This is a genomic window from Saccharopolyspora sp. NPDC049426 (assembly GCF_040676935.1).
Classification (GTDB): Bacteria; Actinomycetota; Actinomycetes; order Mycobacteriales; family Pseudonocardiaceae; genus Saccharopolyspora.
The window spans coordinates 298,847-313,593 of record NZ_JBFAPZ010000008.1 but is presented as its reverse complement, the minus strand read 5'-3'; the positions used below and the strand labels follow the sequence as shown (position 1 = coordinate 313,593).

General features: G+C 69.3%; 14 protein-coding genes. 4 read left to right on the top strand and 10 right to left on the bottom strand.

The window, feature by feature from the left end; genetic code table 11:
• Window position 1: 1 nt before the first annotated feature.
• Entirely contained in the window at window positions 2-1,297 is a 1,296-nt protein-coding gene (locus AB0J78_RS19900) for an Nramp family divalent metal transporter (protein WP_363791018.1), read from the bottom strand.
• A 376-nt stretch (window positions 1,298-1,673) separates the two neighbouring features.
• Between AB0J78_RS19900 and AB0J78_RS19895 the strand changes: the two genes are divergently transcribed.
• Together AB0J78_RS19895 and AB0J78_RS19890 are read left to right on the top strand one after the other, a co-directional pair.
• Window positions 1,674-3,131, top strand: coding sequence for an MDR family MFS transporter (locus AB0J78_RS19895; protein ID WP_363791016.1), 1,458 nt, complete (start codon window positions 1,674-1,676; stop codon window positions 3,129-3,131).
• A gap of 163 nt (window positions 3,132-3,294) precedes the next feature.
• Complete coding sequence (locus AB0J78_RS19890; RefSeq protein WP_363791014.1) at window positions 3,295-4,122, top strand: aldo/keto reductase; 828 nt, start codon at window positions 3,295-3,297, stop codon at window positions 4,120-4,122.
• 113 nt (window positions 4,123-4,235) lie between these two features.
• Here the strand turns inward: AB0J78_RS19890 and AB0J78_RS19885 are convergent, their stop codons facing one another.
• Window positions 4,236-5,198: a transcriptional regulator gene (locus tag AB0J78_RS19885; RefSeq protein WP_363791012.1), complete on the bottom strand. Its 963-nt coding sequence runs from the start codon at window positions 5,196-5,198 to the stop codon at window positions 4,236-4,238.
• The gene (locus tag AB0J78_RS19880) at window positions 5,195-5,332 is read right to left on the bottom strand and encodes a helix-turn-helix domain-containing protein (RefSeq protein WP_363791010.1); all 138 of its coding nucleotides are present in this window, start codon (window positions 5,330-5,332) and stop codon (window positions 5,195-5,197) included. The genes AB0J78_RS19885 and AB0J78_RS19880 overlap by 4 nt, the downstream gene beginning before the upstream one ends.
• Window positions 5,333-5,770: 438 nt before the next feature.
• On the opposite strand from AB0J78_RS19880, the gene AB0J78_RS19875 reads away from it, so the two are divergent.
• Together AB0J78_RS19875 and AB0J78_RS19870 are read left to right on the top strand one after the other, a co-directional pair.
• Window positions 5,771-6,502 (top strand): alpha/beta hydrolase, encoded by a 732-nt coding sequence (locus AB0J78_RS19875; RefSeq protein WP_363791008.1) that lies wholly within the window; start codon window positions 5,771-5,773, stop codon window positions 6,500-6,502.
• Between the two features lie 52 nt (window positions 6,503-6,554).
• Entirely contained in the window at window positions 6,555-7,172 is a 618-nt protein-coding gene (locus AB0J78_RS19870) for an MOSC domain-containing protein (RefSeq protein WP_363791006.1), read from the top strand.
• An 8-nt stretch (window positions 7,173-7,180) separates the two neighbouring features.
• Here AB0J78_RS19870 and AB0J78_RS19865 read toward each other — a convergent pair whose 3' ends face one another.
• The 7 genes from AB0J78_RS19865 to ykgO all read right to left on the bottom strand — a co-directional run bounded on the left by AB0J78_RS19865 (window position 7,181) and on the right by ykgO (window position 14,416).
• Window positions 7,181-8,203 (bottom strand): phosphotransferase family protein, encoded by a 1,023-nt coding sequence (locus AB0J78_RS19865; protein ID WP_363791004.1) that lies wholly within the window; start codon window positions 8,201-8,203, stop codon window positions 7,181-7,183.
• A gap of 5 nt (window positions 8,204-8,208) precedes the next feature.
• Window positions 8,209-9,864, bottom strand: a complete 1,656-nt coding sequence (locus tag AB0J78_RS19860) for a class I adenylate-forming enzyme family protein (protein WP_363791002.1) — start codon at window positions 9,862-9,864, stop codon at window positions 8,209-8,211.
• A complete protein-coding gene (locus AB0J78_RS19855) occupies window positions 9,857-11,209 on the bottom strand; it encodes a phosphotransferase family protein (protein ID WP_363791000.1) in 1,353 nt (450 codons plus the stop codon). The genes AB0J78_RS19860 and AB0J78_RS19855 overlap by 8 nt, the downstream gene beginning before the upstream one ends.
• Window positions 11,206-12,462, bottom strand: a complete 1,257-nt coding sequence (locus AB0J78_RS19850) for an acyl-CoA dehydrogenase family protein (RefSeq protein ID WP_363790998.1) — start codon at window positions 12,460-12,462, stop codon at window positions 11,206-11,208. Before AB0J78_RS19850 ends, AB0J78_RS19855 begins: the two co-directional genes overlap by 4 nt.
• Window positions 12,463-12,525: 63 nt before the next feature.
• The gene (locus AB0J78_RS19845) at window positions 12,526-13,317 is read right to left on the bottom strand and encodes an enoyl-CoA hydratase (protein WP_363790996.1); all 792 of its coding nucleotides are present in this window, start codon (window positions 13,315-13,317) and stop codon (window positions 12,526-12,528) included.
• Window positions 13,318-13,472: 155 nt separating this feature from the next.
• Complete coding sequence (locus tag AB0J78_RS19840; protein ID WP_363790993.1) at window positions 13,473-14,168, bottom strand: methyltransferase domain-containing protein; 696 nt, start codon at window positions 14,166-14,168, stop codon at window positions 13,473-13,475.
• 125 nt (window positions 14,169-14,293) lie between these two features.
• Window positions 14,294-14,416 (bottom strand): type B 50S ribosomal protein L36, encoded by a 123-nt coding sequence (ykgO, locus tag AB0J78_RS19835; protein ID WP_093416249.1) that lies wholly within the window; start codon window positions 14,414-14,416, stop codon window positions 14,294-14,296.
• Between the last annotated feature and the right edge of the window lie 331 nt (window positions 14,417-14,747).

Here is a 14,747-nt window from a genome sequence, read left to right as displayed (position 1 = left end):
GTCAGAAACCGAGAACCTGGGCGAATCCCTGCACGGCGGCTGCGCAGACCAGCAGCGCGACGATGACCAGGACCAGGTTCTCCTTCCAGGTGTTGACGTGCTCGCCCATGATCCGGCGCTTGTTCAGCATCGCGATCAGGCCGATCACGATGATCAGCAGGAACGGGGAGGTCAGCACGTGCGAGATCACCACGAGCACGACGAATCCCGGTGCGGCGGGCAGGGACCAGACGATCGCGGCCAGACCCCAGACGACCATCACCTTGTAGAAGCCGTCCTCGCGAGGGTCATCGCCGACCCGCTCCCGGCGGCCCGGCCGAACCGTGTGCAGGGCTTCGACGCTCATCTTGCTCAGCGCGAACAGCGAGCCGGCCACCGTCGTCCACGCCGCGCCCAGCAAGCCCAGGTAGAACAGGTAGGTGCCGATCGGGCCGATCGCGGTGCCCAGCGCTCCGGCGATGTCGGAGGCCTCGTCGACCCCCTCACCGGTGCTCAGCACCTCCGCCCCCAGCGCCCAGACGCACACGCCGAGGAACAGCACCACGAACGAGCCGAACAGCAGGTCGTACTGCTGGACACGGCGGTAGGCCGGGGTCACCCAGCCCTTCTCCCGCAGGAACTGCGGGTAGAACAGGTTGGCCATCGAGCCGAGCGTGGCCAGGACCAGGCTCGACGCCACCAGCGAGGAGTCGAACAAGCCGCTCTGCGGCGGCAGCTCGAAGGCGAATCCGCGCACCAGTTCGGGCCAGTTGATGCCCACCATGACGACGCCGACGACGAACGCGCCCACCATCACCGCGAGCACGACCTTGAAGGTGTTCTCCAGGACTCCGTAAGCACCCCGGAAGGTCACCGCGAACACCGAGATCGCGCCGATCACCGACCACCAGAACGGCGGAAGCCCGCCGAACAGCCCGTGCAGCGCCACGCCCACACCGCTGAAGCTGAACGCCAGCAGCAGGTGCGTGTAGAGCACGAAGGAGATCAGCATCAGCCACCCGAAGACCGGGTGCGTGCGGGCGAAACCCCGCACGATGCTGGAGTCGTTCTGGACGTTGTAGAGCGGGTACTTCGCGAGGCTGTTGACGAACAGGAAGCGGAAGACCAGCGACAGCGGCAGCACCCACAGCAGCGCGTAGCCGTAGTTGCCGCCGGCCACCGAGTTGTCGATGAGGTCGCCGGTTCCGACCCAGCTGAGCGCGATGACGATGCCCGGCCCGAAGGACCGCAGGTATCCCAGGAACGATGTCGGTGGTGGCGCGGCGAAGGTGGTGTTGAGCGACTTGGATTCGACCACGAGAGGCTCCTTTGCCCTTGCCAGCACCGGTTTCCGACGCGCCTCGTCAGGCGCGCACCGGAATCCGTCGGCTCGGAGGCCTCGACCGCACCTCCACCGGCTGGCGAATGTCGTAGTGCTCTGAATCACCCGGCATGATCGGGCTCGACGCTAGATCTCCGGACAATGCCCGTCCAACATCCGTTCGGTATTCACTGATACCCGGAGAGCATCGGATTCCTGTGGCGGAGCGACGCGGCGGTCCTTGATCGTTGACCTCATGCCCGGCGAGTTCGAGCCAGAACCGCGCTCTTCCCAGAAATCTCCGCAAACCCGGGGAAATCGGGAATCTTCGCAGCGCCCGGAATAATTCCGCTTCCAGGTACCTTATGGAGTCGTGCCCGCTCCATCTTCCGGTGTCGGGCTGCGCTCCGAGCGCGGCCCGATCCTGCTCGCGCTGATGTTGTCCACGGCCCTGGTGGCGCTGGACGCGACGATCATCGCCACCGCGTCGTCCACGATCGCCCGCGATCTCGGCAGTTTCGCTCAGGTCCCGTGGTTGTTCTCCGCCTACCTGCTCGCGCAGGCGGTGAGCACGCCGCTGTTCGGCAGGCTCGCCGACGTGCTCGGCCGCAAGCGCCTGATGCTCGCGGGAGTCGGATTCTTCCTGGTCGGATCGGTGCTGTGCGGTGCGGCCTGGTCGATGCCCGCGCTGATCGTCGGCCGGGTGCTGCAGGGTCTGGGCGCGGGCGCGGTGATGCCGGTCTCGCTGACCATCGCCGCCGACATCTACACGCTCCAGGAGCGGGCGAAGACGCAGGGATACCTGGCCTCGGTGTGGGCGATCTCGTCGGTCGTCGGCCCGACGCTGGGTGGCGTGTTCAGCGAATTCATCAGCTGGCGCTGGATCTTCTGGATCAACCTGCCGCTGTGCTTCGCGGCGGCGGCGATGCTGGTGCTCAAGTATCACGAGTCGGCGCGCGAAGGCGACCGCGAACCGATCGACTACCTCGGTGCCGCGCTGCTCACCGGCGGCAGCACGCTCGTGCTGCTCGGTCTGCTCGAAGGCGGCACCAGCTGGGCATGGATGTCGGTGCCGTCGGTCCTGATCTTCGTGACGGCCGTGCTGCTGCTCGCGGCGTTCGCCGCGCACGCGCTGCGCTCCTCGCACCCGATCCTGAACCTGCGCCTGCTGCGCCGCCGCGTGGTGGGCGTCCCCACGGCCGTCTCGCTGCTGGTGGGCGTGATCGTGCTCGGTCTGTCCACCTACGTGCCGATCTACGCCCAAGGCGTGCTCGGGTTCGGCCCGCTGATCGCCGGCTTCGCCCTGGCCGCCATGACGGTCGGCTGGCCGCTGGCCGCCACCAACGCCGGGCGCGTCTACCTCAACCTCGGGTTCCGCTACACGTCGATGATCGGTTCGGCCTTCGTGGTGGTGGGCACCGGCCTGACGCTGCTGCTGGGCGAGAACTCGACCGTGTTCATGATCGGGGCGTTCACGTTCGTTGTCGGCCTGGGCATGGGCCTGACCGCGGTGCCGACGCTCATCGCATCGCAGTCCTCGGCCGCGTTCAGCGAGCGCGGCGCCGTCACCGGCGTCAACATGTTCGCCCGCTCGCTGGGCTCGGCCGTGGGCGTGGCGGTCTGCGGAGCCATCGTCAACGCCCGCACCGCCGTCGGCCCCGACGGCACCCCCGCAGGACCGGGCCTGATGGCCGCGGTGCACGTCGTCTTCGGCCTGCTGTTCCTCATCGCGGCAGCCCTCGCGGTCCTGTCCTACCTCATGCCCGCAGACCACCCCGAGCGCCAAGCCGCGCAGACCGAACAACCCGACCAATCCCCCACCACGGTCTGACGCACGACCGAGTCCGCACGCTCCACCAGCCGCGGCAGGTGCAGCGCCATGACTGGACCTCAACCGCGATTGAGGTCCTAGGGTGAAGACCATGCCAACTGCTGAGACGGGAACGCGTTCGTCCATGAGCCGAGAGAGGTTCGGCCGCCAGGGATTCGGGGCGATGAGGTTGCGCGACGGGGTCGCCGACGGCGGCGACCGCGACCCGGTGGCCGTGGTCCACGCCGCCCTGGATGCGGGCATCACGATGGTGGAAACCGCCGATGCCTACCAGAACGAGGAGCTGGTCGGCCGGACGATCCAAGGGCGCCGTGACGAGGTGCTGCTGGCCGGCAAGTTCGGGCTGGTGTGGCAAGGAAAGGTCGCCGGTGACTTCGACGTGCGGGCCGACCCGGAGTACGTGCGACAGGCATGCGAGTCGAGCCTGCGACGGCTCGGTGTCGAGGTGATCGACCTCTACTACCTGCACCATCGCAGCGAGACGGTCCCGATCGAGGAAACGGTCGGCGCCATGGCCGAACTGGTCGACCAGGGGAAGGTGCGCGCTCTCGGCCTGTCCAACGTCACGGCGGACGACCTGCGCCGCGCACACGCCGCACATCCGATCGCGGCGCTGCAGGAGCAGTGGTCGCTGGTGCAGCGCGACATCGAGCAGGAGCTGCTGCCCACCGCGGCCGAACTCGGAGTGGCGGTCGTGGCCCACTCCCCGAACGGCCATGGAGTTCTCCACCAGGCCCAGAGCACAGCCGACGAGCGGACGACGAACGATCTGAGCACCGCGCTCGGTGAGATCGCTCATGCGCACGACACCACGCGGGGGCAGGTTGCGCTGGCCTGGGTGCACCACCGGCAGCAGGCGCACGGCGTAGCGGTCATCCCGATCCCCGGGACCACCAGCGTCCGCCACCTGCGTGCCAACGTCGCCGCAGCCGACCTGGTCCTGTCCGACGACGAACTGCGACACCTCGACATCCTCTGCGCCACATCCTGACCCCGCGCCCCGCACCCGAGGTCCCGGAAACATTCACCGGAACGACCAAGAACCTTTGCCCGGTCAATTCCAGGAAGAACCGTCCCGGGACGTTGCCACCACGGTCCGACGCGTCAGAGCATCCCCACGACCGAGTCCAGGCGGTCTTCGGCCCTGGACGAGGGCATGGTCGCCGCATGGCGCTGCGCCCGCTCCACGACGTCGCGTGCGGCGTCCAGGTCACCGGTCCTCGCATGGGATTCGGCCAGCCACGTCAGGTACAGCGCCACTTCCCTGGCGTGCTCGGCCGGGTAGGTCGCGATGGCGTTGGCCAGAAGGGGCTCGGCGTCGGCGGGACGTCCCAGTTCGATCATGCACCGACCGGCCATGACGTCGATCTCCGCCTGGTTGAGCCAATAGACCCACTCCGGCTCGGACTCGGTCCCGCCTCGGCGGTCGTACGAGTCGTTCACGGCGTCCAACGCGCGCCAGGTGCCCTCGGCGTCTCCCGCCTTCACCGAGGCCCACGCCAGGCGCTCCAGCAGGAGCGCACGCACCACCGGCGACGCGCCGTCGGCCCCTCGAACCGCCGTCCGCGCCAAAAGGGCTGCGTCACGCGGGTTCCCGACATTGGCCAGCTGATAGCTCAGACTGGACAGCAGCTGCGCCCCCAGCACGCGATCGCCCGCCGCCTCGGAAGCACCCACGCCCGACAGGTACAGCCGCTGCGCGTCGGCACAACGCCCTGCGTCACTGGCGATCCACCCCGCGAGCTGCGCGAGTTCCCCGACCGCCGTGAACAGCCGCCGCCCCACCTGCTCCGCGAAGCTCGCCAAGCCCACCAGCGCCTCGACCTCACCGAGCTCCTTCAACACGGCAGGCAGGAGGTCCCGGCTGCTGACCACGTCATCGAGATGCCGCAGCTCGACGACTCGCTCGTCGAGCTCATCCGCCAACGAACCCCCGACCCGCCGACCGGCACGGACGTGCGCGGCCATCGGCGACTCCGCCACGAGCCACTCGTGCGCAACCCGCACCGGATCACCGCAACCGGCCCGCAATGACACACCGAGCACCTGCTCGTAGGCGCTGATCACGTCCTGCGCCGCAGTCCGTTCCCGGTTTCGACCATGCTCAGGTACGACTTCGCGAAATGCGTGCGCTGCGCCATCCGCGCCAGGCTCAGCCCCGCAGCTTCCCGCGCAGCCCGCAGGTCCGCACCCACCGTCATCAGCCCCACCTTCGCTGTGAACGCCTGTGAACACCCAAAGCCCAAGGATCACCACCCGGACGGCAGCGCATCGCCTTCGCCCTGCTCGTCCCCTTGCACAACGTTTTGTGTAGCGCGGCAATGGGCAGTTTTGGTCCGACCCGCCCATGATCGTTGTCCTTTTTCCCGGTCAATTCCTAGAAAAGGCGTCCCGGGACGTGGCGTCGCTGACGGTTGTCCGGAAGTTCACCTCGGCGTTCGTGATCGACGGCCCGATTCCGGACACGGGAAAATCGGTTGGTTGTTCGCGGCGGGCGCTGCTACTTTTTCGGAGGCCGTGTGAGAGTTGAGGAGGTGGTACCCGTGGGCGTTGTGACGTGGGTGCTCCTTCTCGGGGTCACGGTCGGGCGGTAGGTCGTCCGGGAGCGCCGTTGGTGAGCTCTCCCGAAAGGCACGACCATGCGATTCACTTCTGAACAGCGCCTCGACGACGGTGTCATCGAGCGCGGATTCACCCTCGGCGGGATTCCCGGCATCCTGTGGACGCCCGAATCCGCGCCCGGCCCGTGGATCCTGCTCGGCCACCCCGGCGGGGTCGGCAAGATGTACCCGCGGCTGGCGAATCGGGCGCGGCATTCAGTGGCTCAGGGCTTCACCGCGGCCACCATCGAGCTGCCCGGGAGCGGTGACCGGCCGCGTTCCGCGGAGGCCGACGTGGCGCGCGCCGACCTGCGTCGGGCGTTGGCGGCCGGCGAGCCCGTGGACGAGATCGTCGAACGGCTCGTCTCACCACTCGTCGACCAGGCGGTTCCGGAGTGGCAGGCCGCTCTGGACGCGCTCCTCTCGTTGCCCGAGGTCGACGGGCCGGTCGGGTATTCGGGTGGAGTCATCGCCATCGGGATCCTGTTGGCGGTGGTCGAGCCGCGCATCGCGGCAGCAGTGCTCTTCGCCGGGAGTTTCGTGCCTCGCAGCATGTTCGACGAGGCGCGAAAGGTCGCCATCCCGCTGCACGTGCTGCTGCAGTGGGACGACGAGGGGAACGACCGGGGGCAGTCACTGGAGCTGTTCGACGCCTTCGGTTCCGAGGAGAAGTCGCTGCACGCCAACATGGGCGGGCACATCGGTGTCCCGCCGTGGGAGGGCGATTCCGCCAACCGGTTCTTCGCCAGGCACCTGCGGGGAACCGCCTGAGTCGGGCGAAAAATCAGTCGCTCCGAGGTCGGCCTGGCCGTACGGTCAGAGGATGAAGGTGCTGTCCGTCAACGTCGGCCGACCTCGGCCCAACCCGTGGAAGCAGGTCAGCGCCACCGGCATCGACAAGCGGCCGGTCACCGGTCCGGTGGCCGTCTGCGCACCCGGCCCGAAGGGCACCGGTGCGGTCGGGCTAGCGGGTGATCGGGTGTACGACGTCAAGCACCACGGAGGCTCCGACCAGGCCGTCTACGCCTACGCACGGGAGGACCTGGACGAGTGGCAGGTCGAGCTCGGTACCCCGCTTCCCCACGGCACTTTCGGCGAGAACCTGACCACCTGCGGTCTCGACGTGAACGGCGCCCTCATCGGTGAGCGCTGGCGCATCGGTCGGGAGGTCGTGCTGGAGGTGTCATCCCCTCGCATCCCCTGCGCGACCTTCCAGGGATGGATGGGGCGCAACGGCTGGATCGAGCGGTTCGTGCGGGCGGCGAAGCCCGGGGCGTACCTGCGCGTGATCGAGCCGGGAAACGTCCAACCCGGCGACTCCGTCGAGATCGTCCACCGGCCGGACCACAGCGCTACCGTCGCCCTGGCGTTCCGCGCGATGACGCTCGAACCTGCTCTGTTGCAGTTTATTCCGCGTTCGGTCCGCGAAGCCCTCGACTGACCGGATTGCTAGGCCAGGCCGAGATCCTTGACTGCCTGCCAGGCCAGTTCGGCTTGGCGCTGTTCGGTGTCCGCTCTGGCAGCGGCGTCGTAGCCGTCGTCACCCATGTGGCCGGCCTCGTAGCGGGCCCGGACCCCTGCGGTGATGCAGCAGGAGCGCCAGCGCTGGAAGGCGACGTAGAACGGCAGGTCGGAGAGGTCTCGGCCGGTCAGCTCGGCGTACCGGGCGATGAGGTCGTCGCGGGTCGGAAAACCGCCCTCGGCCGTGGGGCCGGGGGTGACGGCGGGGAGGTCGTCGCCGGGTTCCTCCCAGGTGGCGATGAGCCAGCCGAGATCGGCCAGCGGTTCGCCAAGGGTCGCCAGTTCCCAGTCGAGGACCGCGAGGACCTCGCCGTCGAGGCCGTAGGAGAGGTTCCCGGGGCGGAAGTCGCCGTGGACGATTCCGGTGGTCTGCTCGGGCGCGTTGGCGACGAGCGCGTCGTGCACCTGGTCGAGCAGGCCGAGGTCCGGGGCGCCCGAGGCGTGGACCTGCTTCTGCCAGCGCCGCAGCTGACGTTGCAGGTAGCCGTCGCGGCGGGCCACGTCGCCGAGCCCGACGGCGTCCGGTTCGAGGTTGTGCAGCGCGGCCATGCACTCCACGGTCGCCATCCCCGCGCGGTGCCGAGCCGTGAGCGGCATCGCGGTCACCGAGGAGCCGTCGGCGAGCACGGTACCGTCGACGAAGTCCATCACGTAGAACGCGGCGCCGGTGACCTCGTCGTCCTCGCAGTACGCGAACGGCGCCGGAACCGGGACACCGGTCCCGTGCAGCGCGGAGATGAACCGCCACTCGCGGCTCATGTCGTGGGCGGTGCTCAGCACTCCCCCGGTCGGCGGCCGGCGCAGGGCGCGCACCACGCCTTCGGCGTCGGTGACCCGGTAGGTGAGGTTGGACCTCCCGCCCGAGACCAGCGAGAACTCCACCGGTCCGGGCACGCCGCGCTCGGCCAGCCAACCGGTGACCGCGTCGTGCTCGATGCCTGGCAGCTCCACCGCGCTCACCCCTGCTGGACGATCTGCTCGCGGAGTCGACGCTTGAGGACCTTGCCCGTCGGCGTGCGCGGCAGCGGGTCCTCGTGCACCACCACGTGCGCCGGCACCTTGAACACCGCCAGGCGTTCTCGGACGTGCGCTCGCAGTTCCTCCGCATCCACAACGGTTTTGAGGTTCACCACGGCCGCGACCTCCTCCCCCAGGGTGGCGTGCGGCAGCCCGATGACGGCGACGTCGGCGACCGCCGGGTGCTCGTACAACGCGGCTTCCACTTCGGCGCAGTAGACGTTCTCGCCGCCCCGGATCACCACGTCCTTGAGCCTGTCCACGACGTACACCCAGCCGTCGTCGACGTAACCGAGGTCGCCGGTGTGGAACCAGCCGTCGGTGAAGGACTCCGCGGTGGCCTCGGGCAGGTTCCAGTAGCCGCGCACGACGCTGGGGCCCCGGAACCACAGCTCGCCGATCTCGCCGTCCGCCAGGTCGTCGCCGGTCGCCGGGTCGACGACGCGGATCTCCGCGCCCGGCATGGGTTTTCCGACGCTGTCGGGGTGGTCCTGGTAGTCCTCGCCGGAGTTGCCGACGACCGTGGAGGTCGTCTCGGTCAGCCCGTACCCGCTGGACGCGCTGCTGCCGAGCCCGCCGATGCGCTGCACGAGGTCGGGCGGGATGGGGGCACCGCCCATCGTGACGCCCTCCAGGCCGCGCACCGAATCGCTGTTCTCGACCAGGTCCCGCATCACCGTGGGAACACCGGAGGCGCTGGTCAGGTCGTTGTCGCGGATGAGCTTCTCCGCCTGCGCACGGTCCCAGCGGTACATCGTCGCCAGCTTTGCTCCCGCGAGGGTCGCGAAGCACAGCACGGTGATGCCGGCGATGTGGAACATCGGGAACGTCAGCAGCGCCCCGGGCTGCGGGTCGTTCGAGTCGGGTTCGGGGAAAGTGCCGCCGTTGACGATGGCGGACCCGACCTTGCGGGTGACGACCGTGTTGAGCAGGTTCGTGACGTGGTTGCGGTGCGTGGCGACCGCGCCCTTGGGGCGTCCCGTGGTGCCCGAGGTGTAGAGGATCGTGGAGTCGTCGTCGGGTTCGATGACGACCGCGGGCGGTTGCACGTCGTCCGGGAAGCCGGCGATCAGGTCCGCCCAGGGGCGCACGCCCGGTCCCGGTTCGCCGCCGCGCACCTCGACGACCGGGACGTCGCGGTCGAGCAGCGCCGTGCGCTCGGGGTCGGCGAACACGAGCTTCGCCCCGCTGTCGGTCATGCCGTAGCGCAGTTCGTCGCGCGACCACCAGGCGTTGAGCGGGACGGCGACGAGCCCCGCGACCTGGACGGCCCAGAAGATCGGCACCCACTCCGGGAAGTTGCGCATCGCGATGGCGACGCGATCTCCGCTGGTCATCCCGTACTCCTCGCGCAGCGCTCGGGCGAGTCCCGCAACGAGCCGCTGGTGCTCCGTGAAGGTGCAGCGGTGGTCCTCGTAGATGAGGAAGTCGTTGTCGCCGTGGAAGGCGCTGAGCAGGGCGGCATCGCGCAGGGTGCGCAACGGCTTGGCGTAGACGCGCATGGGTGTTCCGCGCACCACGGCGTCGGTCATCTCGAAGTCACCGCCGGGTCCGGTGAGCTCGTCCAGCAGGCGTTCGCGCAGCTCGTCAGGCACCGTGGCCTCCCCTGGTCGTTCCCTTGGCGTGCTTCGGATTGGCGACCGCGAGCCGGTCCCGGACTTCCGACCACAGCAGCGCGGCGACGTCTTCGTCCCACGGGTCGGCCTCGCCCGCCCGCAGCGCCGCTGCCAGCGCGGCGCGATCGGCGAATCCCAGCGCTCCCAGCCGCTCGTGATGCCGCCGCCCCTGGTCGGCGCCGAACCGCAGCTCACGTTCCACAGTGGACAGAACGTTCACCGCCACCAACGACTGGAACCGCATCCTGCCGTCGAACGCGGTGAGCACCTCGTCGCGCAGGAAGTCCCGCGTCGCCGCGACGAGCTCGGCGGCGGTCGGCCGCCCGTGCAGATCCGCGGAATCGGACTCCACCTGCGGTTCGACGGCTGATTCCGGGATTCCCAGCTCGGTGAGCAGGTCGTGCTCCTGCTCGCAGACCCTGCGGCCGATCGCGGCGAGCTCCACCGACGGGCGCGCGCCGCTGAGGTGCTGTTCGGCCTGGGAGCGGCAGATCACGCCCCACCTGGCGGTGCCGTAGACCTCCCACCAGCGCACGACCTCCGGGTCCGGCCGCGTGCCCGCGATCTCGGCGTAGCCGTCGAGAAGCTCGTCCGCGGAACCGAAACCGCCCACCGGCAAGGGCGATCCGAAGCGCCACGCGTTGGTGCACAGCCAACCCAGGTCCTCCATCGGATCACCGACGTGCACGAGCTCCCAGTCCAGCACCGCGCGCAGTCCGGTCTCGTCGACGATGAGGTTGCCGTTGCGGAAATCCCCGTGCACCAGGGCCCTTCCCGATCCGGTCGGCCGGTTCTCGCGCAGCCAGCGGAAGGCGACCTCCACGGCCGGGATCGGGTCGCCGAGGGCGTCGTGGTCGGCGACGAGCTGTTCCAGCGGGTCGGGCTCCGGGAAACCCTCCGGAACCGGGATCAGGTGGATGCGCGCGGCGGCCCTGCCGAGCTCGCGGGCCAGCCCGTCGCGCGCTGCGGCGTAGGCGTCCTCCCGCAGCAGGCGCCGGGGAATCGTCTCGCCGTCGACGTGCTCGGTGAGCACGTACGGCGAACCCAGAACCGACTCGTCAGCGCTGTGGTCGACCACGTGCGACACCGGAACTCCGGCCTGTTCAGCGGCTTCGAGCGCCACCGCCTCCCGGGCCATGCCGTCGGGACGGGCCTGGCCGGGCGGGTCCCGCCGCAGCACCAGGCGACCGGTGTCGAGCTCGACGAACCACGTCTCCCGGCTCGCGCCGCCGCTGGCCCGCTCCAAGCGCATCACCCGCACCGGGTGCCCTCGGACCGCGCTCAGCCGCTGAGCCAGTCGCTCGCCGAGCTCCGCAGCGCTCATGCGCGCTTCCCCGGACCGGCGAAGCCGAACAGGTAGCCCGCGACCTTGCGCATCTGCACCTCTTCGGCGCCCTCGGTGATCCGGTAGCGGCGGTGGTGGCGGTAGATGTGCTCGAACGGTGCGTGCCGGGTGTAGCCGAGCCCGCCGTGCACCTGGATCGCGCGGTCCGCCGCATCGCACACCAGCCGGTTCGCCCGGTAGTTGCACATCGAGACCTTGTCGCTGATCTCGAAGTTCGGTCGCCGGTCCAGCTCCCAGGCGGTCTTGCGCACCAGCCCGCGCACCATCTCGGCCTCGGTCTGCAACTCCACCAGCGGCCACTGGATGGCCTGCCTGCGGGCCAGCGGCTGACCGAAGGTGACGCGCTCGCGGGCGTGGGCGACGCTGCGGTCGATGCAGAACTGCGCGGCTCCGACGCCCGAGGCGGCCTGGCGGATGCGGTTCTCGTGCACGAAGCACTGCGCCAGCTCCAGACCCCGGCCCTCCTCGCCGAACATCGCCGAGGCCGGCACCCGCACGTCGCGCAGCGACACCTCGGCGTGGTCGGTGGGCATGTTGAAGGTCCACCAGTGGAAGTCCACCGAGAACCCCGGCGTGCTGGTGGGCACGACGAACGCGGTGATGCCCCGGGCATCGCCCGGTTCGCCGGAGGTGCGCGCGAAGATCACATCGTGGGTAGCGGAGTGCATCCCGGAGTTGAAGCGCTTGCCGCCGTTGATGATCCAGTCGTCGCCGTCGCGGACCGCGGTGGTCTCCAGCCAGGTGGCGTCGCTGCCGTGGTCGGGTTCGGTGAGGCCGAAGCCGAGCCGGACTTCACCGGTGAGCATCGGCTGCAGGAACTCCTGCCGCTGCGCATCGGTCCCGAACTCCAGCATCATGTGCACGACGGGGAAGTTGCCGACCACCGATGCCTCGTTCTGCAGGTCGTTGTGCAGACCAAGACCTTTGGCCGCCAGGTGCTCGCGGATCACGGCCATCTCGAAGTTGCCGCCACCACCGCCTCCGACCTCCTGCGGCAGCCCGTAGCGCAGCCAGCCGGCCGCGTCGGCGCGCCGGGACATCTCGCGCAGCAGCGCTTCCCACTCTGGGCGGGGCGTGCCACCTGCCTCGAAATCGGTGCGGGCGTACTCCCGCCGGTGGTCGAAGAAGCGCTCGTTGTCGTCCTGCTGCTGGAGCGGGACGATCTCGGACTCGATGAACTGGTCGAGCTCACCGAGCAGGGCGACGAGCTCACCGGGCATCGAGAAGTCCATGCAAGCCTCCTTAGCGCCCGTTCAGTGACCTTAAGCACACGTCCCGGCTGGCACAAGAGGGCGTCAGTCGACCAACCACTCGCCGGTGAACTCCGGCTCGGTCTTGTTCACGAAGGCCCGGAACGCCGCGGGTGCGTCGGCGGTCGCGAAGTTGACCGACTGGGCTCGCGCCTCGGATTCCAGCGCCTCGCGGAACGTCTGCTGACCTGCGGCGTTGAGCATGGCCTTGCTCTGCGAGAGCGCCACCGGAGGCCCGCCCGCGAGCGTGTCGGCGAGCTCGTCGACGAAGCCGTCCAACTCGTCGTCGTCCTTCACCCAGGTCACCAGACCGAGCTCGCGGGCCTCCTCGGCGCCGATGATCTCGCCGAGCAGCGCCAGCCGCTTGGCCTGCTGCAGACCGACCAGGCGAGGCAGCAGCCAGGAGCCGCCGAAGTCCAGCGACAGGCCGCGCTTGGCGAAGATCTGCGAATACCGGGCGTCCGGGGCCGAGACCACCAGGTCGCAGCCCAGCGCCAGGTTCCAGCCCGCCCCCACCGCGACCCCGCGCACCTTGGCGATCACCGGCTTGGACAGCTCGTGCAGGGTCAGCGCCACGTCGTTGATCCGGTGCATGCGGTTCAGCGGGTGCCCGCCCCGGTCAGCGGAGAGGTCGGCTCCGGCGCAGAAGTCCCCACCGGCCCCGGTCAGCACGACGGCCCGCACGGCGTCGTCCAGCTCCGCCCCGCGCAGCGCCTCGTGGAGCGCGTCCCAGGTCGGCGGGTCGATGGCGTTCTTGCGCTGCGGCCGGTTCAGCGTCAACGTCAGGACCGGCCCGCGCTGATCCGCCAGAACGGTGTCACTGTCCACTGTGCTCACACGCCCTCCGCCGAACTCCGATGCACTTATCGATCGCTAAGTTAACACCCGGAAGACCAAAACGTAACCGCCCACAACCGCACGATTCGCGGATGGACTGGGCCGACGGAGGCTGTTCGGCGCCTTGGCGGTGCACCGATCCGAACGTGGCGTGACTAGCGGACGTGGCCTGTTCCTACGAGCGTGGTGGTGTCGAGCTCGGTCAGGCCCGCGTCGTCGAGGCGAGCGAGGTAGCCGTCCCGGACGCGGGTGACCTCATCCGGATCGAGGGCGCCGAGGACGCCCCGGTAGCCGGAGCCGAGGACGAGCAGCCAGGCCACCTCGGGCGTCATCGGCAGTCCGCGCTCGTGGACGGCTATATCCACTTCGGACAGACCGAGGTCGTTCAGCCAGGTGGCGAACGTGTCCGGCTGGTTGATGCGGTCACCGGGACGCTTCGGCCGCTCCCCCGGAGGCTCGGCACCGGTCGCCTCCGCGACTGCGAGGGCGAGCTGCCTTCCCGCCGGGTCCATCGCGCCACGACGCCAGATCGTGAACGCGACCCGACCTCCCGGCCTGGCGGTGCCGATGAGGTGCAGGGCTCCGGCTTCCATGTCCGGGAAGAAGAAGATGCCCAGCACTGACTGGACGAGGTCGTACCCCGCACCGCCCCAGCTGGTGACGTCGGCTTCGTGCGCGTGCAGCTGTGGCAGCTCGCCCGCCCGTTCGCGCAGCTCGGCGATCATCGGGCCGGAAACGTCGACCGCGTCGACCAGCCCTCCGGGGCCAACCCGCCGGGCCGACGGGATCGCGGAGGCACCCGTCCCGCAGCAGGCGTCGAGGACCCGCTCACCCGGTTGCGGATCGGCCACCAATACCGCGTCCGCACCCACCGGTTCCCAGAGGTGACGACCGAGAGCGGCGAAGTCCGCCGCAGCGGCGTCGAACGCGTCCCGCGGGCCGACCTAGCCACGTCGTGCCATGGCCGTCCCCCCCTTCAGCCCTGACGGGCCTTGTAGCGCGGGTTCTTCTTGTTGATCACGAAGGTCTTGCCGTGCCTGCGGATCACCTGAGCCCCGGGCTTCTGCTTCAACGACCTCAACGACTTGCGCACCTTCACCGTTCCACGACCTTCCTCTCGAGCAATGCACCTCCACCTTAACGAAAACGACAACCATTGTCATCAACTTCGGACTTCCACGGAAATCGAGCACCGGACTTCAGTGGAAATCGGGTCCCGGATTTCCACTGAAATCGGGTCCCGGACTGCCGTCGGCGACCTCGGTGCGGGCGGTTTTGGTCCGAACCGTCCTGGCAGAACCGACATTGATCATGGACGGTTCGGAGGAAAACCGCCCCCTGGCGGACCCTCGCGCCGCACGCCCGCAGATGGGTCCGAGCGTCGTTCTCGATCACTGCGGACGTCGGCGGCGGTAGCATCTGCAGCGTGC

What these genes read in the sequence shown, in the direction of transcription:
- AB0J78_RS19890 (WP_363791014.1), top strand. Translation starts at nt 3,295, where the DNA reads ATGAGGTTGCGCGACGGGGTCGCCGACGGCGGCGACCGCGACCCGGTG.
- AB0J78_RS19880 (WP_363791010.1), bottom strand. Translation starts at nt 5,332, where the DNA reads ATGACGGTGGGTGCGGACCTGCGGGCTGCGCGGGAAGCTGCGGGGCTG.
- AB0J78_RS19875 (WP_363791008.1), top strand. Translation starts at nt 5,771, where the DNA reads ATGCGATTCACTTCTGAACAGCGCCTCGACGACGGTGTCATCGAGCGC.
- AB0J78_RS19870 (WP_363791006.1), top strand. Translation starts at nt 6,555, where the DNA reads ATGAAGGTGCTGTCCGTCAACGTCGGCCGACCTCGGCCCAACCCGTGG.
- AB0J78_RS19855 (WP_363791000.1), bottom strand. Translation starts at nt 11,209, where the DNA reads ATGAGCGCTGCGGAGCTCGGCGAGCGACTGGCTCAGCGGCTGAGCGCG.
- AB0J78_RS19850 (WP_363790998.1), bottom strand. Translation starts at nt 12,462, where the DNA reads ATGGACTTCTCGATGCCCGGTGAGCTCGTCGCCCTGCTCGGTGAGCTC.